A 24,551-nucleotide genomic window follows, 5' to 3' on the forward strand; every position below is an offset into this window, starting at 1 on the left:
CTGAGGGACGCGGGGAACGGGGACGGGGTCAGATGCCGGCTGCCGCTGACAGGTCTCGCTTGATGGCGGTCAGGAGGTCCGTCGCCCTGGTGCGGGCCGCCGGCAGGTCGGCGTGTGCGGGGACCGGGACGACCACTTCCAGGTAGCACTTCAGCTTCGGCTCGGTGCCGCTCGGGCGGACGACGACCCGGGCGCCGGTGAGGGTGTAGCGCAGGCCGTCGGTGGGCGGGAGCTTGTCGGTGCCCTCGGTGAGGTCCTCCGCCTTGGTGATGGGCAGGCCCGCGAGTTCGGTCGGCGGGTGCTCGCGGAGCTGCTCCATCGCCCGGGCGATGACCGACAGGTCCTCCACCCGGACGGAGAGCTGGTCCGTGGCGTGCAGGCCGTGTGTCACGGCGAGGTCGTCGAGGAGGTCGAGGAGCGTGCGGCCCTGTTCCTTCAGCTCGGAGGCGAGCTCCGTGATGAGGAGGGCCGCGGTGATGCCGTCCTTGTCCCGTACGCCCTCGGGGTCCACGCAGTAGCCGAGCGCCTCTTCGTAGCCGTAGCGCAGGCCCTCCACGCGGGCGATCCACTTGAAGCCGGTGAGGGTCTCCTCGTAGGGCAGGCCCGCCTTCTCGGCGATCCTGCCGAGGAGGGAGGAGGAGACGATCGACTCGGCGAAGGTGCCCCGCGCTCCGCGGGTCACCAGGTGGGCGGCGAGGAGGGCGCCCACCTCGTCGCCCCTCAGCATGCGCCAGGTGCCGTTCTCCTCGACCGCCACCGCGCAGCGGTCCGCGTCGGGGTCGTTCGCGATGATCAGGTCCGGGTTCGTCTCCCCGGCCTTCGCGAAGGCCAGGTCCATCGCGCCCGGTTCCTCCGGGTTGGGGAAGGCGACGGTCGGGAAGTTGGGGTCCGGTTCGGCCTGTTCCGCGACGAGGTCCGGGGCGGGGAAGCCGGCGCGGGCGAAGGCGGCGAGGAGGGTGTCCTTGCCGACGCCGTGCATCGCGGTGTAGACGGTGCGGGCGGTGCGGGGGGAGTTCTCGGCGAGTACGGCGTCCGTACGGGCGAGGTAGGCGTCGAGGACGCTGTCGTCGAGGGTCTCCCAGCCGGTGTCGGGACGCGGGACGTCGTCGAGGGAGGCGATCGCGTCGATCTCCGCGGCGATCTCGGCGTCGGCGGGCGGGACGATCTGGGAGCCGTCGCCGAGGTAGACCTTGTAGCCGTTGTCGCGGGGCGGGTTGTGGCTGGCGGTGACCTCCACGCCGGCCACGGCGCCGAGGTGCCTTATCGCGAACGCGAGGACGGGGGTGGGGAGGGGGCGGGGCAGGACCGCCGCGTTCAGTCCGGCGCCGGTCATCACGGCGGCGGTGTCCCGCGCGAAGTCCTCCGACTTGTGGCGGGCGTCGTAGCCGATGACGACGAGGCCGTCGGTGCTGCCGTGCTTCTTGAGGTACGCGGCGAGGCCGGCGGCGGCCCGGATGACGACCGCGCGGTTCATGCGCATGGGGCCCGCGCCGAGTTCGCCGCGGAGGCCGGCGGTGCCGAACTGGAGGGTGCCGCTGAAACGGGCGGTGAGTTCGGTGACGTCTCCGGCCTCGATGAGCCCCGCGAGCTCGTCGCGGGTGTCCGGGTCGGGGTCCTCGGCGAGCCAGGTGCGGGCCCGGGCGATGAGATCGTCGTGCACGGTTGCGTCAGCCTCTCGTTGTGGGTCGGTGCGCGGTTTCGGGTGCGGGCCGGTGGGGGCGGGCGTTGTGCGCCCACGCGGCGGAGCCGCATATGGACACAGTCCCGCGCCCCTGGATGCCTGCGGCGGCCCGTTGCGGTCCGGCGGGGGCGGGTGTAGCGCGTGCGGTTCGGTGGGTGGGTCGGTGCCGGGGTGGGGGGTGTCCGTCCTCGGTCCGGCGGCTCGGCTGCTTTGGCGGTGCTCGGTGCCGGACGCCGGCTGCTGCGGGCGGACACCCCCCACCCCGTCCCCTCGCCGCCGTACGCGGGTGCACGAGTCCCACCCAGGGGCGCGGGGAACTGCGCGATCAGCCCCCACCGGCCCGCAGCCGCCCGACGACAACACGCGGCACCCCCTACAGCGTCAGAGCCGTCCGAGCACCTGCGCCAGCAGGGAACCCATCCGTGTCGCGCTGTCGCGGCCCGCCTGGAGGACCTCCTCGTGGTTCAGCGGCTCGCCCGTCATGCCAGCGGCGAGGTTCGTCACCAGGGAGATGCCCAAGACTTCCGCACCCGCCTCGCGCGCGGCGATCGCTTCCAGGACCGTCGACATGCCCACCAGGTCCGCGCCGATGACGCGGGCCATGCGGATCTCGGCCGGGGTCTCGTAGTGCGGGCCCGGGAACTGGGCGTAGACGCCCTCCTCCAGGGTCGGGTCGATCTCCTTGCACAGGGCGCGCAGGCGGGGGGAGTACAGGTCGGTCAGGTCGACGAAGTTGGCGCCGATGATCGGGGAGGTCGCCGTGAGGTTGAGGTGGTCGCTGATCAGGACCGGCTGGCCGGGGCGCATGCCCTCGCGGAGGCCGCCGCAGCCGTTCGTCAACACAATGGTCTTGCAGCCGGCGGCCACCGCGGTACGGACGCCGTGCGCGACGGCGGCCACCCCGCGGCCCTCGTAGTAGTGGGTGCGGCCGAGGAAGACCAGGGCCCGCTTCTCACCGATCTGGTACGAGCGGATCTTGCCGCCGTGTCCCTCCACCGCCGGCGGCGGGAAACCGGGCAGCTCGGTGACCTGGAACTCGGCGTCGGGGGCACCGAGGGCGTCCACCGCCGGTGCCCAGCCGGAGCCCATCACGAGGGCGACGTCGTGGGTCTCGGCGCCGGTCAGTTCGCGCAGGCGCGCGGCGGCGGCGTCGGCGGCGGTGTGGGGGTCGCCCTGGATGTCGTCCGGAAGAAGAGATGCGTTCACGCGGATGAGGGTAGCCGGTCTCGGCCTACGCGCGTAGATGACGGAGCTGACGGGATGGCGATCGTTGTCTTGTCGTTTCCGACCAACGGCACTCAGCAGGGGCGCTTGCGGAGTTCCATGACGTAGTCGTGGGGCGCGCCCGCGGACTCCGCCGCGTCCGCGATCTCGCCGAGGTAGCGGGCGGAGGGCAGACCGCCCTCGTAGCCGTTCAGGACGTACGTCCAGGCGTGCTCCTCACCCTCCAGGGTGTGGACCCGCATGCGTGTGCGGCGGTAGATGTCCAGGCCCACGCCTTCCCAGCGGTCCATCGACTCGTCGTCGGCGGGGGCGATCTCGTAGAGCGCTACGAACACCTGGGAGAGGGGGTCCTCGACGATCGTCGCCAGGGCGCCCTCCCAGCCCATGTGCTCGCCCCCGAAGGTCAGCCGCCACCCGTTCAGCCACCCCGTGGCGTGCATCGGCGAGTGCGGGGCGCGGCGGGTCATCAGCCGCGCGTCGAGGTTGCCGGCATAGGCGGCGTAGAGCGACATGGGTCGAGGGTACGGCAGCGTCTCTGATCAGTTTGGTGATCGCGAAGGACAGCGGAAGTCAGCTCGGCCCGCCAGTGGACCGAGCGCAGAGCGCGCCCGGCTTGCTCCTGGGCCATGCGTACGATCCGGTCGTTGACCCTCACACCCCGGGCCGGGGCGGCCGTCCAGCCCAGCCTGCGCAGCGCCATCCACGCGTTCGACGGCAGCTTCCGCCCGCCCGCATCCTCACCCGAGGCCAGCTTCTGTACATCGGCGGCATTCCAGTGCTCGGCCAGCAGTTCGGCGGCCATGCCGGACACCAGATCGGCGGCCCAGCCGACCCGCTGAGCCAGTACAGCGGCCGGTAACACCTCGCCCTTCTTCTCCACCACGCCTGTACGCAGCAGTCCACGGGCACAGGCGGTCCGGGCCGTTTCGCCCTCGCCCAACGGCAGCTTCCGACTCACCGGTCCCCCCTTTCCTGCCCGTGGTGCTGTCATCCGATCAACGACACTCACGCGAAAAGGTCACGCATTCGATCCACGCACTCTCATGCGACGTCGAGACCGGGTCCCACACGCACAACACGACACCGGCGGGCGATGCATACCTACGGATGCCGAAGGCAACAGGTAAGCCTTCCCCGGTGTCTCTCCCGTAACAGTGGCGTCTCGGGGTGCCCCCCAGGCCGTGGCACCCCGCGTCGTACGGGACAATGGAGTACGTGACTCGGATCGTGATCATCGGTGGCGGACCCGGCGGATACGAGGCGGCCCTGGTGGCCGCCCAGCTCGGCGCGGAGGTGACCGTCGTCGACTGCGACGGTCTGGGCGGAGCGTCGGTGCTGACCGACTGCGTGCCGTCGAAGACCCTTATCGCTACGGCCGAGGTCATGACGACCTTCGATTCGTCGTACGAGGAGTTGGGGATCATCGTCGCCGATGACACCCCACCTCTGGAGCAGGCCGCCCGGGTGGTGGGCGTCGACCTCGGCAAGGTCAACCGGCGTGTGAAGCGGCTCGCCCTTGCCCAGTCGCACGACATCACGGCCTCCGTGACGCGTGCCGGGGCCCGGGTGCTGCGCGGGCGTGGCCGTCTGGAGGGCATGCAGGCCCTCGACGGGTCGCGCAAGGTCGTGGTGCGGGCCGTGGACGGGAGCGAGGAGACGCTCGTCGCGGACGCCGTGCTGATCGCCACGGGTGGGCATCCCCGTGAGCTGCCCGACGCCCAGCCCGACGGCGAGCGCATTCTCAACTGGACCCAGGTCTACGACCTCGACGAGCTGCCGGAAGAGCTCATCGTGGTCGGGTCCGGTGTCACCGGTGCCGAGTTCGCCGGGGCCTACCAGGCGCTCGGGTCGAAGGTCACGCTCGTGTCGTCGCGGGACCGCGTGCTGCCGGGTGAGGACCCGGACGCGGCCGCGGTGCTCGAGGACGTCTTCCGCCGTCGGGGCATGAACGTCATGGCGCGCTCCCGTGCCCAGTCCGCCAAGCGGGTCGGGGACCGGGTCGAGGTCACGCTGGCGGACGGCCGGGTCATCACCGGCTCGCACTGTCTGATGGCCGTCGGTGCCATTCCCAACAGCGCCGGGATGGGCCTCGAGGAAGCGGGCGTCAAGCTGCGCGAGTCCGGGCACATCTGGACCGACAAGGTGTCCAGGACGACCGCTCCGGGTGTGTATGCCGCCGGTGACGTGACCGGAGTGTTCGCGCTGGCCTCCGTCGCCGCCATGCAGGGCCGTATCGCCATGTACCACTTCCTCGGCGACGCGGTGGCCCCGCTGAACCTGAAGACGGTCTCGTCGAACGTCTTCACCGACCCCGAGATCGCCACGGTCGGGTACTCGCAGTCCGACGTGGACAGCGGCAAGATCGACGCCCGGTCCGTGAAGCTGCCGCTGCTGCGCAACCCGCGCGCCAAGATGCAGGGCATCCGCGACGGCTTCGTCAAGATCTTCTGCCGGCCGGGCACCGGGATCGTCGTCGGCGGTGTCGTCGTCGCGCCGCGCGCCTCGGAACTGATCCATCCCATCTCGCTCGCGGTCGACAACAATCTGACGGTCGAGCAGATCGCGAACGCGTTCACCGTCTACCCCTCCCTTTCCGGGTCGATCGCCGAGGTGGCACGGCAGTTGCACACGCGCAAGGAGACCGAGGGAGCCTGACGGCCGAAAGCGATTCCTGCCTGGTCACAGGGAGTCGTCGACCATTCGTGCGGCATAGGCGGGGAGATTAGGCCCTATACCACTCCCCGTCCTACTGTGCGAACAACTTCGGTAATTCGGCGCATACTGCTGAAACCAGACGGTCGTTGGGGTTACTGTCAGTTTCGTGTTCGCTGCAGAACGTCGCCAATTGATCCTCGAAATGGTGCGAGCCAATGGGGCCGTGTCGCTCCGTGAGCTCGCCCGCGTCGTCCAGACCTCCGAAGTGACCGTACGGCGGGACGTGCGCGCACTGGAGGCAGAAGGACTCCTCGACCGCCGGCATGGCGGTGCGGTATTGCCGGGCGGGTTCACGCGAGAGTCCGGCTTTCCGCAGAAATCGCATCTCGCGACCGCCGAGAAGACGGCCATCGCCGATCTCGCCGCGGGTCTCGTCGAAGAAGGCGAGGCCATTGTGGTGGGGGCGGGAACCACCACACAGGAACTGGCCCGCCGGCTCGCCCGGGTTCCCGGGCTGACGGTGGTGACCAATTCCCTCCTGGTGGCCCAGGCATTGGCCCACGCCAACCGGGTGGAGGTCGTGATGACCGGCGGCACCCTGCGCGGTTCCAATTACGCCCTGGTGGGTTCGGGGGCGGAACAGTCGCTCCAGGGACTCAGGGTCTCGCGCGCCTTCCTCTCCGGGAGCGGGCTCACCGCCGAGCGCGGTCTTTCCACGTCCAACATGCTCTCCGCGTCCGTGGACCGGGCGCTGGTGCAGGCCGCGGCGGAGGTCGTGGTCCTCGCCGACCACACCAAGCTCGGCACCGACACCATGTTCCAGACCGTGCCCACGGACATCATCACCCGCCTGGTCACGGACGAGCCCCCGGCCCACGACGACCGGGCCGGCACGGAACTCCAGGCACTCGCCGACCAGGGGGTGCAGATCGCCGTGGCCGGCGCGTCGGGAGCACCGGGGGGTGATCAGGTCCCGGCGCGGCAGCAACAGCGCCGGGACGTGCCCGTACCGGGCCCCCGCCGCGGCCAGCTCCCGTCGACGGGCCCCGGCCTCCGAACGGCCACGGCCCTGAGCGACCCGACCTCGGGCGCGGAGCGGGCCCGGGTGGCGGATCTACGGCGCCGCTGAGGCGTTTCGGGGCGGCTTGAGGGACGGGGCCGTGGCCTGCGGCGGCTGTGTGGGTGGGTGCCGTGCGGGTTCGGTGGGGGCGGGTGTTGTGCGCCCACGCGGCGGAGCCGCATATGGACACAGTCCCGCGCCCCCGGATGCCGGCCTGCGAACGGCCACGGCCCTCAGCGACCCGACTGCGGGTGCGGAGCGGGCTCAGGTGGCGGATCTACGGCGCCGCTGAGGCGGCTTGAGGGGCGGGCCCGGCGGCTGAGCGGGGTGGGTGCCGTGCGGGTTCGGTGGGGGCGGGCGTTGTGCGCCCACGCGGCGGAGCCGCATATGGACACAGTCCCGCGCCCCTGAATGCCTGTGGCGGCCCGTTCCGGTCCGTCGGGGGCCATGTCGTACCACCGTCTCGGGGGACGGGGAAGCGAGGCGCCCCGCGGACCGACTGCTTCGGTTCGCGGGGCGCCTCGGGAGTCGTACGGCTGCTCAGTCCTTGATCTCGCAGATCGCGGAGCCCGAGGTGATCGAGGTCCCGACCTCCGCGGACAGGCCCTTGACGGTGCCGGCCTTGTGCGCGTTGAGCGGCTGCTCCATCTTCATCGCTTCGAGGACGACGATCAGGTCGCCCTCCTTGACCTCCTGGCCCTCCTCGACGGCGATCTTGACGATCGTGCCCTGCATCGGGGAGGCGAGGGTGTCACCGGAGGCCACCGGACCGGACTTCTTGGCCGCCCGGCGCTTGGGCTTGGCGCCCGCCGCGAGGCCGGTGCGGGCCAGGGACATGCCCAGGGAGGAGGGCAGGGAGACCTCCAGGCGCTTGCCGCCGACCTCGACGACGATCGTCTCGCGGTCGATGTCGTCCTCGGCGTCGGTGTCGGCCGGGGCCGCGAAGGGCTTGATGTCGTTGACGAACTCGGTCTCGATCCAGCGGGTGTGGACCGTGAAGGGGTCCTCGCTGCCGGTGAGCTCGGGGGCGAACGCCGGGTCGGTGACCACCTTGCGGTGGAAGGGGATGGCGGTGGCCATGCCCTCGACCTGGAACTCCTCCAGGGCGCGGGCGGCGCGCTGCAGGGCCTGTGCGCGGGTGGCGCCGGTGACGATCAGCTTGGCCAGCAGGGAGTCCCAGGCCGGGCCGATGACCGAGCCGGACTCCACGCCCGCGTCCAGGCGCACGCCGGGACCGGAGGGTGCCTCGAACCTGGTGACGGTGCCGGGGGCGGGCAGGAAGTTGCGGCCCGGGTCCTCGCCGTTGATGCGGAACTCGAAGGAGTGACCGCGCAGTTCGGGGTCGCCGTAGCCCAGTTCCTCGCCGTCGGCGATGCGGAACATCTCGCGCACCAGGTCGATGCCGGCGACCTCCTCGGTGACCGGGTGCTCGACCTGCAGACGGGTGTTGACCTCCAGGAAGGAGATGGTGCCGTCCTGGCCGACGAGGAACTCGCAGGTGCCCGCGCCCTCGTAGGCGGCCTCCTTCAGGATCGCCTTGGAGGCCCGGTACAGCTCGGCGACCTGCTCCTCGGACAGGAAGGGCGCCGGCGCCTCCTCGACCAGCTTCTGGTGGCGGCGCTGCAGGGAGCAGTCACGGGTGGAGACGACGACCACGTTGCCGTGCTTGTCGGCCAGGCACTGGGTCTCCACGTGCCGGGGCCGGTCCAGGTACCGCTCGACGAAGCACTCGCCGCGGCCGAAGGCGGCCACCGCCTCGCGCACCGCGGAGTCGTACAGCTCGGGGACCTCTTCGAGGGTGCGGGCGACCTTCAGGCCGCGGCCGCCACCGCCGAAGGCGGCCTTGATGGCGATCGGCAGGCCGTGCTCCTCGGCGAAGGCCACGACCTCGTCGGCACCGGAGACCGGGTCGGAGGTGCCGGCCACCAGGGGGGCACCGGCGCGCTGGGCGATGTGCCGGGCGGCGACCTTGTCACCCAGGTCGCGGATGGCCTGCGGGGGCGGGCCGATCCAGATCAGGCCCGCGTCCAGGACCGCCTGCGCGAACTCGGCGTTCTCGGAGAGGAAGCCGTAACCCGGATGGATGGCGTCCGCGCCCGACTCCCGCGCGGCGCCCAGGACCTTGCCGATGTCCAGGTAGCTGGTGGCCGGGGTGTCACCGCCCAGGGCGAACGCCTCATCCGCGGCGCGGACATGCAGAGCGTCCCGGTCCGGGTCGGCGTACACGGCCACGCTCGCGATACCGGCATCCCGGCAGGCCCGGGCAACGCGGACAGCGATTTCGCCACGGTTGGCGATGAGCACCTTGCGCACGATTGAGGCTCCCTCCTTGAAACAAGCCGAGTTTAGGGACTGCCGACACGGCTCTTCGACCCGTCCCCTGTGGTGACCTTCCCCACACGGAGCGTGATACGAGCATGCACGACCCGCGAAATCCCTTGTCGCACCTCGGTACGCAGGACTCCTCCCGGAAACCCTAGCCCTCCTCTGTGGTCAAGGTCTCTGTGAGAGCGTGCTGCGGACCACTCCGATTCTTTGTGGAGTCCCTACGAATGGCCCAATGATTCTTTGCCCCCGGCCCAACCCTTGTCCCACGGTTTACCCGTTAGTAGCGTTCGCGCTGTATTGAACGTACGTCGGGTATCAGGAGCGCGGCTCGAAAGTGGGTGGGGACCGGGTGATACGCAGACCGGTGGCGTGGGTCGTGGCGGTGGTCCTCCTCGCCGAGGCTCTCGGCGTGGCGGCGCTCAACTGGATCATGGGCACGCTCGTCGACGCGCAGAACATGTCGCTGGCCGGTCTGGACCCGGACGCGATGTCGATGTCCTCGAAGATCGGCGGGATCGTCTTCGGCCTCTACTTCGCACTGTGCGCGCTGGTCGCCCTGCTGGTGGCGGTCCGCGACCGGCAGCCCGCCGGGCTCGGCCGGATCCTGCTGATCAGCGCCGCCGTGGTGCACGGCCTGCTGGCCGCGGTCGCCTGGGCGCTGATCGGCTGGTCGTCGTTCCTCTTCATGCTCGTGATGCTCGGGCTGATCGTGCTCGTGCTGGTGACCTACGACGGAGGGCGGGAGCCGGCCGCGGCGGAGCCGCACGACACGCAGCCGCTCACGCCTCCGGCGGCGCCCACAACTCCGTGATGCCGACGCCCAGCTCGGCCAGCAGCCGGCGCAGCAGCGGCAGGCTGAGGCCGATCACATTGCCGTGGTCGCCGTCGATGCCCTCGATGAACGGGGCCGAACGGCCGTCCAGCGTGAACGCCCCCGCGACGTAGAGGGGTTCGCCGGAGGCGACGTACGCGGCGATCTCCTCGTCGGTCGGCTCGCCGAAGTGGACGACGGTGGAGGCGACCGCGGAGACGTACCGGCCGCTCGTCGTGTCGTAGACGCAGTGGCCGGTCTGGAGGGTGCCCGCGCGCCCGCGCATGGCCTTCCAGCGGGCCGTCGCCTCCTCGGCGTCGGCAGGCTTGCCCAGTGCCTCGCCGTCCAGGTCGAGCACCGAGTCGCAGCCGATCACCAGCGCACCCTTGACCTCGGGCTTCGCGGCTACGACGGAGGCCTTCGCCTCGGCGAGGGCGAGGGCGAGTTCGGCGGGGGTGGGGGCGGAGACGGCGTCCTCGTCGACCCCGCTCACGAGCACCTCGGGGGTGAGGCCGGCCTGCCGCAGCAGGTTCAGACGAGCGGGTGACTGGGAGGCGAGCACGAGTCGGCGGCGCGGCTGGTCGGTCATGCGGTCAGCGTAGTCCGATCAGCGCAACCCGATCACGATCATCGCGAGCACCATGGCCAGCGCCAGGAAGACGCTCAGTCGCCGAAGCATGTCCTGCGTGTCGCGCAGTTCCTTCGGCGGTTCGTTCTCGGGGTCGGACCACAGCATGGTTCCAGCGTGCGGCGATTTCGCGGGAGGCGCCTGAGTACGCGTACTCAACTTCCCGGGCTGCGGCCGGTCCGGGGGACCCGGACCGGCCGCACCCGTCCTCTAGGACGGCCAGTAGGTGCGGGTCCACGCCGTCGGACCCGGCTGGGGCAGGCGGCGGCCCGCGATCCTCGACGGGTCGGACCACGCGGCCCTGGTCTCCTCCGCGCCCGACGGCGTCTCCGTCGCCGCCGCGGCGCGGGCCCGGACCACCGCCAGGGCGGCGGCGAGCTCCTCCGGGGTGGGGTTTCCCCGTACGACCTTGATGTTCATGACGGCTCCCGGCAGGGCTAGAGGGGAATGTTGCCGTGCTTCTTCGGAGGCAGGGTCTCGCGCTTGGTGCGGAGCTGGCGCAGGCCCCTGACGACATGGCGGCGGGTGTCCGACGGCATGATCACGGAGTCGATGTAGCCGCGCTCGGCCGCGATGTAGGGGTTGAGGAGGGCGTCCTCGTACTCCTGGATCAGCCGGGCCCGGGTCGCCTCCGCGTCCCCGGCGGCCTCGGCCTCCGAGATCGTGCGGCGGTGCAGGATGTTGACCGCGCCCTGGGCGCCCATCACGGCGATCTGCGCGGTGGGCCAGGCCAGGTTGAGGTCCGCGCCGAGGTGCTTGGAGCCCATGACGTCGTAGGCGCCGCCGAAGGCCTTGCGGGTGATCACTGTGATGAGCGGGACGGTCGCTTCCGCGTAGGCGTAGATGAGCTTGGCGCCGCGGCGGATGATGCCGTCGTGCTCCTGGCCGACGCCCGGGAGGAAGCCGGGGACGTCCACGAAGGTGATCACCGGGATGTTGAAGGCGTCGCAGGTGCGGACGAAGCGGGCCGCCTTCTCGGACGCGGTGATGTCCAGGCAGCCGGCGAACTGCATCGGCTGGTTGGCGACGATGCCGACCGGGTGGCCCTCGACCCGGCCGTAGCCGGTGAGGATGTTCGGCGCGTACAGCGGCTGCGTCTCGAAGAACTCGGCGTCGTCCAGGATGTGCTCGATCACCGTGTGCATGTCGTACGGCTGGTTCGCGCTGTCCGGGACGAGCGTGTCCAGCTCGCGGTCCTCGTCGGTGATCGCGAGGTCCGCCTCCTCCGGGTAGACCGGCGGCTCGGACAGGTTGTTGGACGGCAGGTACGACAGCAGCTGCTTGACGTACTCGACGGCGTCCTTCTCGTCCCCGGCCATGTGATGGGCCACGCCGGACACCGCGTTGTGGGTGCGGGCGCCGCCCAGCTCCTCGAAGCCGACGTCCTCACCGGTGACCGTCTTGATGACGTCGGGGCCGGTGATGAACATGTGCGAGGTCTGGTCGACCATCACCGTGAAGTCGGTGATCGCCGGGGAGTACACGGCCCCGCCCGCGCAGGGACCGACGACCAGGCTGATCTGCGGGATGACACCGCTCGCGTGGGTGTTGCGGCGGAAGATCTCGCCGTACGCGCCCAGCGAGGCCACACCCTCCTGGATGCGGGCGCCGCCGGAGTCGTTGATGCCGATGACCGGACAGCCGGTCTTCAGCGCGAAGTCCATCACCTTGACGATCTTCTGGCCGTAGACCTCGCCCAGCGCGCCGCCGAAGACGGTGAAGTCCTGGGAGAACACGGCGACGGGGCGGCCGTCGACGGTGCCGTACCCGGTGACGACACCGTCGCCGTACGGGCGGTTGTTCTCCAGGCCGAAGTTGGTGGAGCGGTGGCGGGCGAACTCGTCCAGCTCGACGAAGGAGCCCTCGTCGAGGAGCAGGTCGATGCGCTCACGGGCCGTCAACTTGCCCTTGGCGTGCTGCTTCTCGACGGCACGTTCGGAGCCGGCGTGCGTCGCCTCCTGGATGCGGCGCTGGAGATCCGCGAGTTTGCCCGCGGTGGTGTGGATGTCGATCTCTTCCGGCTCGGACATCGGGATGTGGCTCCCTGCCTGCTCAAAAGGGGGGACGGTTACTCATCCGTAGAGTAGTGGTGCCCCTACGAAACAGCAGTGCGGCGTTTCACACACCTAGGGTGGCTTGCATGACGCCGCGAGATGTTTCAGGAGACGACAGCCGTTGGTCGGACCTCGACCGGCCGCCCCTCAACGCCGCCGCACTGCGACGCGGGCTGGTGCGGGAGGGCGGCCTGTGGTCCGGGATCGAGGTGGTGGCAGGTACCGGCTCCACCAACTCCGACCTGGTCGCCCTCGCCACCGCGGGCAAGGCGGCCCAGGGCGCGGTCCTCGTCGCCGAGGAGCAGACCGCGGGGCGGGGCCGGCTGGACCGGCAGTGGACCGCGCCGCCGAGGTCGGGGCTGTTCTTCTCCGTTCTGCTGACACCCGGGGACGTGCCGGTGGCCCGCTGGGGCTGGCTGCCGCTGCTGACCGGGGTGGCGGTCGCGACGGGCCTGTCGCGGGCGGCGGGCGTGGACACGGCCCTCAAGTGGCCCAACGACCTCCTGGTGACCGTGGGCGGCGAGGAACGCAAGGCCGGCGGGATCCTCGCCGAACGGGCGGGCGAGGGCGGAGTCGTCGTGGGCGTCGGCATCAACGTCACCCTCCGGGAGGACGAGCTGCCCGTCCCCACCGCGGGTTCGCTGGCGCTGGCCGGAGCGGTCAGCACCGACCGGGACCCCCTGCTGCGGGCCGTCCTGCGCTCCCTGGAGGAGTGGTACGACCGCTGGCGCGCGGCGGCGGGCGACCCGACGGTGAGCGGCCTCCAGGAGACGTATGCGGCGGGGTGCGCGACGCTGGGAAGAAGGGTGCGGGCTGAGCTGCCAGGAGATCGTTCGCTGGTGGGGGAGGCGGTGGCGGTGGATGGCGACGGCCGCTTGGTGATCGCGACGGAGGAAGGGGTGCAGCAGCCGGTGGGTGCGGGAGACATCGTGCACCTGCGACCGGCGTAGACATGGCTCAGCCAGGGGCGCGGGGAACTGCGCGACCAGCCACGACGCCCCGGCGGCCGACCGGAGAGGCAAGCCACTCACGGACCATCGGTTCCACCTGGCGGAGCGAGGACGTGAGCTGGCGCACACCTGCCGTACAGTTGAGGCCGGTCGATACCTGACCGTGACAGATCGGAAGGGCAGCAGGCGTGACCGCAGACGACACGGGCTCCGGCGCGGACGCGACCCCGCACCCGCTCGCCGTGCGTCTCGAACAGCTCATCCTCGGCGCCGAGCGGCGCTACACCCCCTTTCAGGCGGCCCGCACCGCCGGCGTCTCCATGGAGCTGGCTACCCGCTTCTGGCGGGCGATGGGCTTCGCCGACGTCGGCCAGGCCAAGGCGTTCACCGAGGCGGACGTCCTCGCGCTGCGCCGGCTCGCCGGTCTCGTCGAGGCGGGGCTGCTGAGCGAGGCCATGGCCGTACAGGTGGCGCGGTCCACCGGGCAGACCACCGCCCGGCTCGCCGAGTGGCAGATCGACTCCTTCCTGGAGGGCCTGACCGACCCCCCGGAACCGGGCATGACCCGCACCGAGGTGACGTACCCGATCATCGAGCTGCTCCTGCCCGAGCTGGAGGAGTTCCTCGTCTACGTCTGGCGCCGCCAGCTCTCCGCCTCGGCGGGCCGGGTCGTGCAGGCCGCCGACGACGAGGAGATGGTCGACCGGCGGCTGTGCGTCGGCTTCGCCGACCTCGTCGGGTTCACCCGGCTGACCCGCCGGATGGAGGAGGAGGAACTCGGCGAACTCGTCGAGGCCTTCGAGACCACCGCCGCCGACCTCGTCGCCGCGCGCGGCGGACGGCTCATCAAGACCCTCGGTGACGAGGTGCTGTACGCGGCCGACGACGCGGCCGTGGCCGCCGAGATCGCGCTGCGGCTGATCGAGACCATGGCGAACGACGAGACCATGCCCGAGCTGCGCGTCGGCATCGCCTTCGGCACGGTGACCACCCGTATGGGTGATGTCTTCGGTACGACGGTGAACCTCGCCTCCCGGCTGACCTCGATAGCTCCCCGGGACGCAGTCCTCGTCGACAGCGCCTTCGCCGAGGAGCTGATCCGGCACGGCGAGGCGCCCGCCTCCGAGGCGGAGGCGGCCGAGGCCGCGGCCACCGCCGAGAAGGAGGGCGAGGAGCCGCCGACGTACCGCTTCGCGCTCCAGCCGATGTGGCAGCGACCGGTGCGTGGACTCGGCGTCGTCGAGCCCTGGCTGCTGACCCGCCGGGACGTGGCCCCCTCCTAGCCGCCCTGCCGCACGCACAGGCCGACGATCGGCACGCACAGGCCCGGCGCGGGCGCGGGCTGGGCCGAGTGCGTGGGCCGGGGCGTGGGTGTCGACGCGGGTGGGGGCGTGGTCGCGGCTGTCGGGGGTGCGTGGGGCGGCGGTGTGCTGCTCGCCGTAGGTACCGGTGCTGGTGCCGGTGCCTGGGTGTTCAGGGCGACCGGGATCGTCGTCGGGGCCGCTGCGAGGGGCAGGGGTACGGCGGTCGCGGACCCTGCCGGGGCCGGGGACACAGCGCGTGTCGGAGTCGCGGAGATCCCGCCCATCGCCGTGGTCGACGAAGGGCTCGCCTGCGGGACGGAGCCCACGGCCGCGGCGGCGTACGTCGTCCGGTCCTTGCCGGAGCCGGAGCCGGAGCCGGAGCCGGAGCCGGTGCCTGTGCCTGTGCCCGTGTCGAGGTCCGTGTCCGTGCCGGGGGCGGCCTGGGGGTCCGGCTCCGCCGCGCCGAAAGCGCCCATTCCCGCGTCGGGGGTCAGCCGTACGAGGCTCAGGGCGCCGGCGGCCAGGGCGAGGCCGCCCGCTGCGAGCAGGACCTTGCGGGGGCGGGGCTTGCGGTGGCGGCCGCGCGGTCCGAACAGGCGGGTACCGCCGTCCTCCGCCATGCCTGTCGTCGTCATCGTCGCCGTCATGCTTCCTCCCCTGGGTGCCCGCGCCCCCTGTGCGCCAGGCGGGGCGCACGTTATGCGCTGCCGTGGGCGATGGGGGAGGAGTTGGGCGGGATGTCACTCGAACGGGGTGTCGGGCGGGCCGGCGGGAACCTTTCGCGGTGGGAGCGGGGCTGCGATGATCGGAGCGTTCTTGTTAACCCGCGTTAACCGGGAGGGTGTCATGGGTGAGGAGCGGTTCGGGGAGTTCGTGCTGGTGAGACGGCATGAGGAGGGGTATGTCGCCGAGCTGGTCCTCGACCGGCCCAAGGCGATGAACGCGGTCTCCACGGAGATGGCCCGGTCCGTCGCCGCCGCCTGCGACGCACTGGGGGGTGATCAGGGGGTGCGGGTTGTCGTGGTGAGCTCCACGCATGAGCGGGCCTTCTGTGTGGGGGCCGATCTGAAGGAACGGAACTCCTTCAGCGACGCGGATCTCGTACGGCAGCGGCCGGTGGCCCAGGGGGCGTACACGGGGGTCCTGGAGCTGCCCGTGCCGACGATCGCCGCGGTGCACGGGTTCGCGTTGGGCGGGGGGTACGAGCTCGCGCTGTCCTGCGACCTGATCGTGGCCGACCGTACGGCGGTGGTGGGGCTGCCGGAGGTGTCGGTGGGGGTGATCCCCGGGGGTGGGGGGACGCAGCTGTTGCCGCGGCGGGTGGGGGCGGCCAGGGCCGCGGAGCTGATCTTCACTGCGCGGCGGGTGGAGGCGGAGGAGGCGTACCGGCTGGGGCTGGTGGATCAGCTGGTGGAGCCGGGGGAGGACCGGGCGTCGGCCTTGTCGCTGGCGACTCGCATCGCCGCGAACTCGCCTGTGGGGCTGCGGGCGGCGAAGCGGGCGCTGCGGCTCGGGCAGGGGCTGGAGCTGCGGACCGGGCTCGAGGTGGAGGACGCGGCGTGGCGAGCGGTGGCGTTCTCGGCGGACCGGGCGGAGGGGGTGGCGGCGTTCAACGAGCACCGCGCCCCGCGGTGGCCTCCGGCGGTTTGACGGGGGTGTCTGCGGGTCCGGTGGGGGCGGGCGTCTTTGCGCAGTTCCCCGCGCCCCTGAGTGCCTGCGGCGGCCCGTGCGGCTCCGGTGGGGGTGTGTGGCGCGCGAGATCGGCCGACGGTCCGTCCTGGCGCAGGCGACTGCAACCCCTCAGGGGCGCGGGGAACTGCGCGACCAGCCACGACTCATCCGCACCCGCCCCACTACCTCACCCGGCACCCCCGTAGGCGCCCCGCTCAAGCCCAGCGCAGCGGCACCGCGGGGAACTGCGCGACCAGCCCCCACCGGCCGGCACCCGCCCGACAACCCCACCCGGCACCTCATTGGGCGCCCCGTTCTCTAACGGCCCAACCACACCCGGGCCTCCGCCCCAATCCTCCCTAGCCTGGAGTGATGGGTGAGGACATCCGGCTGGCTGCGGTCGTCGCGTTGGCTCAGGGCATGGCGGCGGCTCACGGCTCGCGGGAGGCGTGGCGGGCCGCCGCCGCTGGGGCGTGCCGTGCGCTCGGCGGGAGTTTCGCCGCCTTGTCCGTGTGGGAGCGGGAGCTCGGACGGCTCAGGGTGCTGGTGAACGTGGGGGAGCGGACCGCCGGTGAGGAGGAGTTCCCCGAGGGTGAGGCCTACCCCGTGCACCAGTTCCCGGAGATCACCGAGTTTCTGCACGAGCGGTGGGCCGGGGGCGGCGAGCCCAACGCGTGGGTGGAGACGGCGGAGGGCCCCGCGGCCGGGGGACCGCCGGGGTATGTGCACCAGCGGGTCGCCGCGCTCCGCAGGAGAGGGCGCGGGAGCTGTGTCGTCGCCCCCATCGTGCTGAACGGGCGGGCCTGGGGGGAGCTGTATGTCGCCCGGCCCACCGGTGCCCCCGTCTTCGGGCGGGAGGACGCCGACTTCGCCACCGTACTGGCCGCCGTCGTCGCCGCCGGAATCGCCCAGGCGGAGCGGCTGGAGGAGGCGAGACGGCTGGCGTTCACGGACGCGCTGACCGGGCTCGCCAATCGCCGTGCCGTCGACGCGCGGCTCGACGAGGCCATCGACCGGCACAACAGGGACGGTGTCGTCGTCAGTCTCGTCGTCTGCGATCTCAACGGGCTGAAGCGGGTCAACGACACCCGTGGGCACGCCGTGGGCGACCGGCTGCTCGAACGTTTCGGGTCGGTGCTGTCGCTGTGCGGGGCCATGCTGCCGGGTGCGCTGGCCGCGCGGCTCGGTGGGGACGAGTTCTGTCTGCTCGTCGTCGGGCCGTCCGCCGACGACGTCGTCAGGGCCGCGGACGAACTCTGCCGGCGGGCCGGTGAGCTGGAGCTGGGGGAGGGGGTGGCGTGCGGGGTGGCCTCCACCGCCGATCCCATCGGGCCGGTCCGGTCCGCCCGGCGGCTCTTCCGGCTCGCCGATGCCGCGCAGTACCGGGCGAAGGCCGAGCGTGCCGAAAGACCCGTCGTCGCGGGGCGGGGCGGGCCCGACGATCCCGTCGTACGGCTGGCCGATGCGGCTCCGTCGGGGCAGACGCCCGAGCGGCGGACGTTCCGGGGGCGGCAGCCCTGAGGCCGGTCGGCCCGGTAAGGGGCGTACCCCCTACCCAGTAGTGACATCCTGGAATTCACTGCGTACGCTCCTGAATATGGATATGCACACTGTGGTGGTGGGGACGTCCGGGGTCACCGCGTCCGACGTCCTTGCCGTGGCGCGGGACGGTGCCCGTATCGAGCTCTCCGAGGAGGCGGTCGCCGCCCTGGCCGCGGCCCGCGGGATCGTCGATGCCCTCGCGGCCAGGCCCGAGCCCGTCTACGGCGTCAGCACCGGCTTCGGCGCCCTCGCGACCCGGCACATCAGCCCGGAGCTCCGGGCGCAGTTGCAGCGCAACATCGTCCGTTCGCACGCCGCGGGAATGGGACCGCGGGTGGAGCGGGAGGTCGTACGGGCGCTGATGTTCCTGCGGCTGAAGACCGTCTGCTCGGGGCGTACGGGCGTGCGGCCCGAGGTCGCGCAGACCATGGCCGACGTGCTCAACGCCGGGATCACGCCAGTCGTCCACGAGTACGGTTCCCTCGGTTGCTCCGGTGATCTCGCGCCGCTCTCGCACTGCGCCCTCACCCTCATGGGAGAGGGGGACGCCGAGGGGCCGGACGGGGTCGTGAGGCCTGCCGGGGAACTGCTGGCCGAGCACGGGATCGCGCCCGTCGAGCTGCGGGAGAAGGAGGGCCTCGCCCTTCTCAACGGCACCGACGGCATGCTCGGGATGCTGGTCATGGCGCTCGCCGACCTGGACATGCTCTACAAGTCCGCCGACATCACCGCCGCCCTGTCGCTGGAGGCCCTGCTCGGTACCGACAAGGTGCTCGCTCCCGAACTGCACGCCATCCGGCCGCATCCGGGACAGGGCGCCTCCGCCGCCAACATGCTGGCCGTGCTGAAGGGTTCGGAGCTCACCGGGCATCACCAGGACGACGCGCCCCGCGTCCAGGACGCCTACTCCGTGCGCTGTGCCCCACAGGTCGCCGGGGCCGGGCGGGACACCATGGCGCATGCGCGGCTGGTGGCGGAGAGGGAGTTGGCGTCCGCGGTCGACAACCCCGTTGTCCTGCCGGACGGTCGCGTTGAGTCCAACGGCAACTTCCATGGCGCGCCGGTGGCTTACGTGCTCGACTTCCTCGCCATCGCCGTCGCCGACCTCGCGTCGATCGCCGAGCGGCGCACCGACCGGCTGCTCGACAAGAACCGGTCCCACGGGCTGCCGCCGTTCCTCGCCGACGACGCCGGAGTGGACTCCGGGCTGATGATCGCCCAGTACACCCAGGCCGCGCTGGTCAGCGAGTTGAAGCGGCTGGCCGTACCGGCGTCCGCGGACTCGATCCCCTCGTCCGCGATGCAGGAGGACCACGTCTCGATGGGGTGGTCGGCCGCGCGCAAGCTGCGCACCGCCGTCGACAACCTCACCCGGGTCCTCGCCGTCGAGCTCTACGCCGCCTCGCGCGCCGTCGAGCTGCGCGAGGGCCTGAGTCCGGCGCCGGCGACGCAGGCCGCCATCAGTGCCGTACGCAAGGCGGGTGTCGAGGGTCCCGGCCCGGACCGGTTCCTGTCGCCCGATCTCGCCGCGGCCGACGTGTTCGTGCGGGAGGGACGGCTGGTGTCGGCGGTGGAGGCCGTCACCGGGCCGCTGTTGTAAGGGGGCGGGCCCTGTTCGGCGTACGAGCGAACAGGGCCCTTCTGGTGGTTACTTGAGCTTGGCCAGCTGGGCGTCGATCACGGCTGTCGGCACCGGAGCCGGCTTGCCGCTGTCGAACGAGGCGAAGTTCACCGTGTAGTACGAGGAGACGGTGTTGCCGACGCGGACCACCTCGGTGTTGAGGGTGGCCGTGCCCTCGCCGTCCATGTCGGAGGCGGCGGAGAAGGCGACGGACTCGTCGCCCTTGCCGGAGGCCTTCACCGGGGCGACCTTGGTGACCTTCTGCTTCTCGCCCTCCGCGGTGATCGTGAAGCCGCCGGAGCAGGCGGCGATGGCGTCGGAGACGGACTTGACGGCCTTCTCGGCGCCGTCGCCGTCGTAGGAGGACAGGCCCACGAAGGTGATCTCGACGTCGAGGGCGTCCTCGAGCGAGGTCTTGTCCGGGGACGCGGTGGCCGTGGGAGTCTTCGTGACGGTGTAGCTCGCGCTCGCGTCCGTGTCGCCCGGCGCGAGGCCCGCCATGGCGTGGGCCAGCGGGGCGCACTCGGTCTTGTCGGTCTTCACCTCGCTCTTGGACTTCGGCAGGGAGCCGTCGTCGGCGGTGTCGACCTCGTACCCGGCGACATCGCCCTTGGCGAGGAACAGTTTCTTCAGCGCGGCCGGGCTGAGCGCCTTCGCGGCCGTGGTCGTGCTCGGTGAGACGGAGGCGCCGGCCTCCTTGGACGTACCGGACCCCTTCGAGTCGTCGTCCGAGCCTCCGCCGCATCCGGTGACGAGGGCGAGCGACAGCACGCTCACGGTCGCCGTGGCGCCTATGCGCACCCTCGATGATCTCTTCATGAGCGGACTATGAAGGGCGTGCCAAGAAACCGTCAAGCCAGTTCAAAAACCCAGCCGTTCCCGCCGTACCGAATAGACGACGAAGCCCGCACCCAGCGTGAGGAACAGGGTCCCGCCGGCGACGTACGGCGTGGTGTCGAAGCTGCCGGTGTCGGCGAGCCGGGTGTCGTCCGTGGACGTCTCCGTGTTCGCGGTCGTGACCCGTGCCTGCGTCGTGGCCTGCACGGACGGCTCTGTTCTCGCCGGGGTGTCCTGGGACGCGTTGGCGGACGGGACGAACCACAGGGCGCCCAGGAGGGTCCCCGCGGCGGTGGCGGTCAGCAACGGACGTCGAACGGATGACACGGAATATCGATCCCCTTGTGGTGCTGGCGAATTGGCCGTGTGGGGCGATGTTAGTGAAAGGCGCGGGTCACGGGAAAGTCACGGGAGCCATGGGCTTTACGCTCCGGGCATGAGCACTGAAGAGACATCACGTTTTGTACGGCTTCGGGTGGAACTCGTCGTCGAGGTCGACGACCGGGAGGCCGTGACCCGGGCCGCGCTGGCGCGGATCGCCGGGGATTCGGACATGCCGGGCGACGAGCGGGCACATGCCGAGAGCGCTGTGACGGAAGACACTGCGGAGGCCCTCGCGTACCTCGTGGACCCGTTCGACCTGGTCGGAGAGGTGCCGGGGGTCGAACTCGCCCAGGCCTCCTGGAGCAGCGAGCACATCGACTACGACCCGGATTCGCCGGACTGGGACCTCGACGACGATGATGTGGAGGAAGACGAGGAAGAAGAGGTCGTCGGCTGAGTGCGCCCGGGAAATTCGTGACCCCGGGTGGCAACCGCCGCCCGGGGTTTCGTCGTCTCAGGAGTCGCACGAACCGACAGACGCACCTTCCGTCACAGCGGACGTGGTGTGCCCCACACCTTCGGGGAAGGTGGAACGGGACGAACCGGTCGTAGCGTTTAGGTTTTATTAACGGGGACTCTCGGGGTTTCTGGGTTTCTGGGATTCGGCAACGATGGAGAAGCGTGTGATGACGGTCAGTAAGCGGCGCAGGGGCCTGACGGTCGCGTCCGCTCTGCTCGGCGGGGTGCTGATGCTCTCTGCCTGTTCCGGTGGCGATGATTCCTCGTCGGGCGGCGGCAGCGACACCTCGCAGGCCAAGGCCGACGAGGCGGCGGCCAAGAAGAGCTCCCAGGCCGAGATCAAGATCACACCCAAGGACGGCACGGACAACGCCTCCATCAACAACTCCGCCACCGTCACCGTGAGCAAGGGCACGCTCACCGACGTGACGATGACGACCACCGACGGCACGAAGGTCGCCGGCCAGCTGTCCGCGGACAAGACCAGCTGGAAGCCCGACACCCAGCTGGAGCGCTCCACGACCTACAAGGTCGCGGCCGAGGCCAAGGACACCGACGGGCTCGTCGCCCACGAGAACGCCTCGTTCACGACGGTCTCCCCGGCCAACAGCTTCATAGGCAACTTCACGCCGGAGGACGGCTCGACCGTCGGCGTGGGCATGCCGGTGTCGATCAACTTCAACAAGGAGATCACCAACAAGGCGGCCGTGCAGAAGGGCGTCACGGTCTCCTCCAGCAGCGGCCAGGAGGTCGTCTGCCACTGGTTCTCCACCGTCCGCATGGACTGCCGTCCCGACGAGTACTGGAAGGAGAACTCCACCGTCACGCTGAAGCTCGCGCTCGACGGTGTCGAGGGAGCCTCCGGTGTCTACGGCGTCCAGCAGAAGACGGTCACCTTCAAGATCGGCCGCAACCAGGTCTCGTACGTCGACGCGAAGACCAAGCAGATGAAGATCACGCACAACGGCACGGTCATCAAGACCATCCCGATCTCGGCCGGCTCGCCGGAGAACAAGACGTACGAAGGCGTCATGGTGATGTCCGAGAAGTTCAAGGAGACGCGCATGAACGGCGCGACCGTGGGCTTCACCGACGACGACGGCAAGGGCGAGTACGACATCAAGGACGTGCCGCACGCCATCCGGCTCACCAACTCCGGCACCTTCGTGCACGGCAACTACTGGGGCGCGAAGTCCGTCTTCGGCAACGTGAACACCAGCCACGGCTGCGTGGGCCTGTCCGACACCAAGGGCGCCAACGACAAGGGCACGCCGGGCTACTGGTTCTACACGAACTCGATCGTCGGTGACGTGGTGGTCGTGAAGAACACCGGCGACAAGACGGTGGCCCCGGACAACGGTCTCAACGGCTGGAACCTGAGCTGGGCGGACTGGAAGGCGGGGTCGGCGGTCTGACGTCCGACTGCTGACACGGATCGTTCGAGGGCGCTCACCCGACGGGGTGGCCGCTCTCGGCTTTTCCAGGGCTGATGACAGGTTCGTCCAGGGTCGTTCCTGGCTCCCGGACAGCCTTCTCATGCAGCTCTTATTCGGGGCTTATGGAGTCATCACGCGCCGTACCTAGCTTGCGGCCATGTTCTTCACCTACCTGAGGCGCGAACTGCGCCGCCGCAGAAAGGCGGCCCTCGTCGTCGCCTCCGGGCTCGCGCTCGGGATCGCGCTGGTCATCGTGGTCAGTTCCGTGTCGTCCGGCATGGGGAAGGCCCAGGACAAGGTCCTGCAGTCGCTGTACGGGCTGGGCACCGACATGACCGTCACCAAGGCCGCCCAGCCGCAGGCCAGTTCCTCGGACCGGCCGCGCTTCCGGTTCGACGCGCAGGACAACGGGTCCGACGCGGAGCAGAGCAGCGACCGCGTGATGGTGCAGGGGTTCCAGACCCTGTCCGCCGCCACGGTCACCAAGGTCGACGGGCAGACCGGTGTCTCGGACGCGGTCGGCGGGCTGAGTCTCCAGGTCATCAAGATCAACGGCCAGTTCACGCGCGGCCAGTTCCAGCAGAACGGCAACGGGGGCGGTGAAGGCGGCTTCGGCCGGAACGGCGGCGGCACCGGCCAGCCGCAGGGTGAAGTGCGGGGCGGCGGCGCCGACTTCGACGTCAACAACTACTCCGTCTTCGGCACCGACGTCACCAAGGCGGCCCTCGGCCCGCTGACCTCCTCCAAGATCACCAGCGGCCGTACGTTCAAGGCGACCGAGGCCGATGCCAAGGTCGCCGTGCTCGACTCCGCGTACGCCAAGGAGAAGAAGCTCAAGGTCGGTTCCACCGTCACCATCAAGAGCGTCAAGTTCAAGGTGATCGGCATCGCCACCGCGGACAGCGGGGACGCGGCGGCCAACGTCTACATCCCGCTCACCCAGGCGCAGACCCTCAGCGACTCGAAGAACAAGGTCACCACGATCTACGTCAAGGCGACCGACTCCCAGAAGATCGACGCCGTCAAGTCGACGATCCAGAAGAACATCTCGGGTACGACGGTGACGACCTCGGCGGATCTGGCGGACACGGTGTCGGGGTCGCTGTCGACGGCGTCCTCGCTCGCCACGAACGTCGGCAAGTGGCTGTCGATCGCCGTGCTGGTGGCCGCGTTCCTGGTGGCCGGTCTGCTGACTTCCTCCGCTGTCTCTCGCCGGGTGCGGGAGTTCGGCACGCTCAAGGCGCTGGGGTGGAAGTCGGGACGGGTGACCCGGCAGGTCGTCGGTGAGGCGATGGTGAACGGGCTGCTGGGCGGGGCGCTGGGCATCGCGCTGGGCCTGGCGGGCGCGTACGTCGTGACGGCCGTCAGCCCCACGCTTCAGGCGCAGTTGGGCGGTGGCGGTGGTGGCACGGGTGCTCCCGGTGGCGGAGGCGGCGGCTTCGGCGGTGGGTTCGGCCGGCAGGCGGCCGCCAAGACGCTGGACGTCTCTCTGACCGCTCCGGTCAGCCTCACGACGGTGTCGATCGCGGTCGCGCTGGCCGTGGCCGGCGGTCTCATCGCCGGGGCGTTCGGCGGCTGGCGTGCGTCCCGGCTGCGGCCGGCGGACGCGTTGCGCCGCGTCGAGTAGCGGACGTCGGCTGTGGCCTCTCGGCCGCGGCGCAGTTGGGCGAGGTCACCCCACCCGAGCCGTGCCTGCCTGCTGCCGGGTGGACGCCTGCTGTGGTGGGAGGGGCTGCCCGCGGTCACGCGGGTTCTGCCGCACCGCGGCCTCGCCGCCGGTTCCCGCATACGGGCGACGCGACCGCACCCACCCGGGGGCGCGGGGCTGTGTCGATGTGCGGCTCCGCCGCGCGGGCGCGACCAGCCCCCACCGACCCGCACCGACACCAACCCGCAGAACCCCGAA

The 24,551-nt window shown here is 70.9% G+C and carries 23 protein-coding genes; 11 read left to right on the plus strand and 12 right to left on the minus strand.

All coding sequences use genetic code 11. The features are described from left to right. Positions 1 to 28: 28 nt before the first annotated feature. The 4 genes from ACZ39I_RS12670 to ACZ39I_RS12685 form a co-directional block, all read right to left on the minus strand. Positions 29 to 1,660 carry a phospho-sugar mutase gene (locus tag ACZ39I_RS12670; protein ID WP_467244509.1) on the minus strand — a complete coding sequence of 544 codons (1,632 nt, stop codon included), beginning with the start codon at positions 1,658 to 1,660 and terminating at the stop codon, positions 29 to 31. A gap of 402 nt (positions 1,661 to 2,062) precedes the next feature. Beyond that, positions 2,063 to 2,887, minus strand: a complete 825-nt coding sequence (locus ACZ39I_RS12675; protein WP_352389023.1) for a purine-nucleoside phosphorylase — start codon at positions 2,885 to 2,887, stop codon at positions 2,063 to 2,065. Positions 2,888 to 2,979: 92 nt separating this feature from the next. Next, positions 2,980 to 3,417 (minus strand): gamma-glutamylcyclotransferase family protein, encoded by a 438-nt coding sequence (locus tag ACZ39I_RS12680; protein ID WP_467244510.1) that lies wholly within the window; start codon positions 3,415 to 3,417, stop codon positions 2,980 to 2,982. Beyond that, positions 3,372 to 3,788: a hypothetical protein gene (locus tag ACZ39I_RS12685; RefSeq protein ID WP_467244511.1), complete on the minus strand. Its 417-nt coding sequence runs from the start codon at positions 3,786 to 3,788 to the stop codon at positions 3,372 to 3,374. Before ACZ39I_RS12685 ends, ACZ39I_RS12680 begins: the two co-directional genes overlap by 46 nt. A gap of 323 nt (positions 3,789 to 4,111) precedes the next feature. Here ACZ39I_RS12685 and ACZ39I_RS12690 point away from each other — a divergent pair, with 323 nt between their 5' ends. Then, a complete protein-coding gene (locus tag ACZ39I_RS12690) occupies positions 4,112 to 5,560 on the plus strand; it encodes an NAD(P)H-quinone dehydrogenase (RefSeq protein ID WP_467244512.1) in 1,449 nt (482 codons plus the stop codon). A 166-nt stretch (positions 5,561 to 5,726) separates the two neighbouring features. Then, entirely contained in the window at positions 5,727 to 6,689 is a 963-nt protein-coding gene (locus tag ACZ39I_RS12695) for a DeoR/GlpR family DNA-binding transcription regulator (RefSeq protein ID WP_467244513.1), read from the plus strand. 471 nt (positions 6,690 to 7,160) lie between these two features. On the opposite strand, the gene ACZ39I_RS12700 is transcribed toward ACZ39I_RS12695, so the two are convergent. Continuing rightward, positions 7,161 to 8,933, minus strand: a complete 1,773-nt coding sequence (locus ACZ39I_RS12700; RefSeq protein ID WP_467244514.1) for an acetyl/propionyl/methylcrotonyl-CoA carboxylase subunit alpha — start codon at positions 8,931 to 8,933, stop codon at positions 7,161 to 7,163. Between the two features lie 364 nt (positions 8,934 to 9,297). On the opposite strand from ACZ39I_RS12700, the gene ACZ39I_RS12705 reads away from it, so the two are divergent. Beyond that, positions 9,298 to 9,759, plus strand: coding sequence for a hypothetical protein (locus ACZ39I_RS12705; protein WP_352389019.1), 462 nt, complete (start codon positions 9,298 to 9,300; stop codon positions 9,757 to 9,759). On the opposite strand, the gene ACZ39I_RS12710 is transcribed toward ACZ39I_RS12705, so the two are convergent. From ACZ39I_RS12710 to ACZ39I_RS12725, 4 genes are all read right to left on the minus strand, one after another. Further along, the gene (locus ACZ39I_RS12710) at positions 9,728 to 10,348 is read right to left on the minus strand and encodes a nucleoside triphosphate pyrophosphatase (protein ID WP_352389018.1); all 621 of its coding nucleotides are present in this window, start codon (positions 10,346 to 10,348) and stop codon (positions 9,728 to 9,730) included. The genes ACZ39I_RS12705 and ACZ39I_RS12710 overlap by 32 nt on opposite strands. A gap of 18 nt (positions 10,349 to 10,366) precedes the next feature. Next, on the minus strand, positions 10,367 to 10,495 hold the full coding sequence (mmpB, locus tag ACZ39I_RS12715) for a morphogenic membrane protein MmpB (protein WP_352389017.1): 129 nt from the start codon (positions 10,493 to 10,495) through the stop codon (positions 10,367 to 10,369). A gap of 102 nt (positions 10,496 to 10,597) precedes the next feature. After that, complete coding sequence (locus ACZ39I_RS12720) at positions 10,598 to 10,807, minus strand: acyl-CoA carboxylase subunit epsilon (protein ID WP_352389016.1); 210 nt, start codon at positions 10,805 to 10,807, stop codon at positions 10,598 to 10,600. 17 nt (positions 10,808 to 10,824) lie between these two features. Next, positions 10,825 to 12,417, minus strand: a complete 1,593-nt coding sequence (locus ACZ39I_RS12725) for an acyl-CoA carboxylase subunit beta (RefSeq protein ID WP_451472443.1) — start codon at positions 12,415 to 12,417, stop codon at positions 10,825 to 10,827. Between the two features lie 110 nt (positions 12,418 to 12,527). Between ACZ39I_RS12725 and ACZ39I_RS12730 the strand changes: the two genes are divergently transcribed. Next, positions 12,528 to 13,391, plus strand: coding sequence for a biotin--[acetyl-CoA-carboxylase] ligase (locus tag ACZ39I_RS12730; RefSeq protein ID WP_467244515.1), 864 nt, complete (start codon positions 12,528 to 12,530; stop codon positions 13,389 to 13,391). A 188-nt stretch (positions 13,392 to 13,579) separates the two neighbouring features. After that, positions 13,580 to 14,674 carry an adenylate/guanylate cyclase domain-containing protein gene (locus tag ACZ39I_RS12735; RefSeq protein ID WP_352389013.1) on the plus strand — a complete coding sequence of 365 codons (1,095 nt, stop codon included), beginning with the start codon at positions 13,580 to 13,582 and terminating at the stop codon, positions 14,672 to 14,674. On the opposite strand, the gene ACZ39I_RS12740 is transcribed toward ACZ39I_RS12735, so the two are convergent. Continuing rightward, positions 14,671 to 15,342 (minus strand): hypothetical protein, encoded by a 672-nt coding sequence (locus ACZ39I_RS12740; RefSeq protein WP_467244516.1) that lies wholly within the window; start codon positions 15,340 to 15,342, stop codon positions 14,671 to 14,673. The genes ACZ39I_RS12735 and ACZ39I_RS12740 overlap by 4 nt on opposite strands. A gap of 199 nt (positions 15,343 to 15,541) precedes the next feature. Here ACZ39I_RS12740 and ACZ39I_RS12745 point away from each other — a divergent pair, with 199 nt between their 5' ends. The 3 genes from ACZ39I_RS12745 (at position 15,542) to hutH (ending at position 19,508) form a co-directional block, all read left to right on the plus strand. After that, positions 15,542 to 16,345, plus strand: coding sequence for an enoyl-CoA hydratase/isomerase family protein (locus ACZ39I_RS12745; RefSeq protein ID WP_467244517.1), 804 nt, complete (start codon positions 15,542 to 15,544; stop codon positions 16,343 to 16,345). A gap of 393 nt (positions 16,346 to 16,738) precedes the next feature. Beyond that, positions 16,739 to 17,887 (plus strand): GGDEF domain-containing protein, encoded by a 1,149-nt coding sequence (locus tag ACZ39I_RS12750; protein WP_467244518.1) that lies wholly within the window; start codon positions 16,739 to 16,741, stop codon positions 17,885 to 17,887. An 82-nt stretch (positions 17,888 to 17,969) separates the two neighbouring features. Beyond that, positions 17,970 to 19,508, plus strand: coding sequence for a histidine ammonia-lyase (gene hutH / locus ACZ39I_RS12755; protein WP_467245101.1), 1,539 nt, complete (start codon positions 17,970 to 17,972; stop codon positions 19,506 to 19,508). A gap of 48 nt (positions 19,509 to 19,556) precedes the next feature. On the opposite strand, the gene ACZ39I_RS12760 is transcribed toward hutH, so the two are convergent. Together ACZ39I_RS12760 and ACZ39I_RS12765 are read right to left on the minus strand one after the other, a co-directional pair. Continuing rightward, complete coding sequence (locus ACZ39I_RS12760) at positions 19,557 to 20,348, minus strand: hypothetical protein (protein ID WP_467244519.1); 792 nt, start codon at positions 20,346 to 20,348, stop codon at positions 19,557 to 19,559. 42 nt (positions 20,349 to 20,390) lie between these two features. Next, complete coding sequence (locus ACZ39I_RS12765; protein ID WP_467244520.1) at positions 20,391 to 20,693, minus strand: hypothetical protein; 303 nt, start codon at positions 20,691 to 20,693, stop codon at positions 20,391 to 20,393. A gap of 109 nt (positions 20,694 to 20,802) precedes the next feature. Here ACZ39I_RS12765 and ACZ39I_RS12770 point away from each other — a divergent pair, with 109 nt between their 5' ends. From ACZ39I_RS12770 to ACZ39I_RS12780, 3 genes are all read left to right on the plus strand, one after another. Next, positions 20,803 to 21,147 carry a hypothetical protein gene (locus ACZ39I_RS12770; RefSeq protein ID WP_352389009.1) on the plus strand — a complete coding sequence of 115 codons (345 nt, stop codon included), beginning with the start codon at positions 20,803 to 20,805 and terminating at the stop codon, positions 21,145 to 21,147. Between the two features lie 214 nt (positions 21,148 to 21,361). Next, a complete protein-coding gene (locus ACZ39I_RS12775) occupies positions 21,362 to 22,624 on the plus strand; it encodes a L,D-transpeptidase (protein ID WP_467244521.1) in 1,263 nt (420 codons plus the stop codon). A 178-nt stretch (positions 22,625 to 22,802) separates the two neighbouring features. After that, entirely contained in the window at positions 22,803 to 24,272 is a 1,470-nt protein-coding gene (locus ACZ39I_RS12780; RefSeq protein WP_467244522.1) for an ABC transporter permease, read from the plus strand. The last annotated feature ends 279 nt before the right edge of the window (positions 24,273 to 24,551 follow it).

This window comes from Streptomyces sp. NPDC024687 (assembly GCF_055559055.1).

Coding starts and splice junctions, on each gene's coding strand:
- ACZ39I_RS12725 (WP_451472443.1), bottom strand. CDS start 12,417: ATGTCCGAGCCGGAAGAGATCGACATCCACACCACCGCGGGCAAACTC.
- hutH (WP_467245101.1), top strand. CDS start 17,970: ATGCACACTGTGGTGGTGGGGACGTCCGGGGTCACCGCGTCCGACGTC.
- ACZ39I_RS12740 (WP_467244516.1), bottom strand. CDS start 15,342: ATGACGGCGACGATGACGACGACAGGCATGGCGGAGGACGGCGGTACC.
- ACZ39I_RS12730 (WP_467244515.1), top strand. CDS start 12,528: ATGACGCCGCGAGATGTTTCAGGAGACGACAGCCGTTGGTCGGACCTC.
- ACZ39I_RS12750 (WP_467244518.1), top strand. CDS start 16,739: ATGGGTGAGGACATCCGGCTGGCTGCGGTCGTCGCGTTGGCTCAGGGC.
- ACZ39I_RS12775 (WP_467244521.1), top strand. CDS start 21,362: ATGGAGAAGCGTGTGATGACGGTCAGTAAGCGGCGCAGGGGCCTGACG.
- ACZ39I_RS12770 (WP_352389009.1), top strand. CDS start 20,803: ATGAGCACTGAAGAGACATCACGTTTTGTACGGCTTCGGGTGGAACTC.
- ACZ39I_RS12690 (WP_467244512.1), top strand. CDS start 4,112: ATGGAGTACGTGACTCGGATCGTGATCATCGGTGGCGGACCCGGCGGA.
- ACZ39I_RS12760 (WP_467244519.1), bottom strand. CDS start 20,348: ATGAAGAGATCATCGAGGGTGCGCATAGGCGCCACGGCGACCGTGAGC.
- ACZ39I_RS12780 (WP_467244522.1), top strand. CDS start 22,803: ATGTTCTTCACCTACCTGAGGCGCGAACTGCGCCGCCGCAGAAAGGCG.
- ACZ39I_RS12720 (WP_352389016.1), bottom strand. CDS start 10,807: ATGAACATCAAGGTCGTACGGGGAAACCCCACCCCGGAGGAGCTCGCC.
- ACZ39I_RS12745 (WP_467244517.1), top strand. CDS start 15,542: ATGGGTGAGGAGCGGTTCGGGGAGTTCGTGCTGGTGAGACGGCATGAG.
- ACZ39I_RS12680 (WP_467244510.1), bottom strand. CDS start 3,417: ATGTCGCTCTACGCCGCCTATGCCGGCAACCTCGACGCGCGGCTGATG.
- mmpB (WP_352389017.1), bottom strand. CDS start 10,495: ATGCTGTGGTCCGACCCCGAGAACGAACCGCCGAAGGAACTGCGCGAC.
- ACZ39I_RS12710 (WP_352389018.1), bottom strand. CDS start 10,348: ATGACCGACCAGCCGCGCCGCCGACTCGTGCTCGCCTCCCAGTCACCC.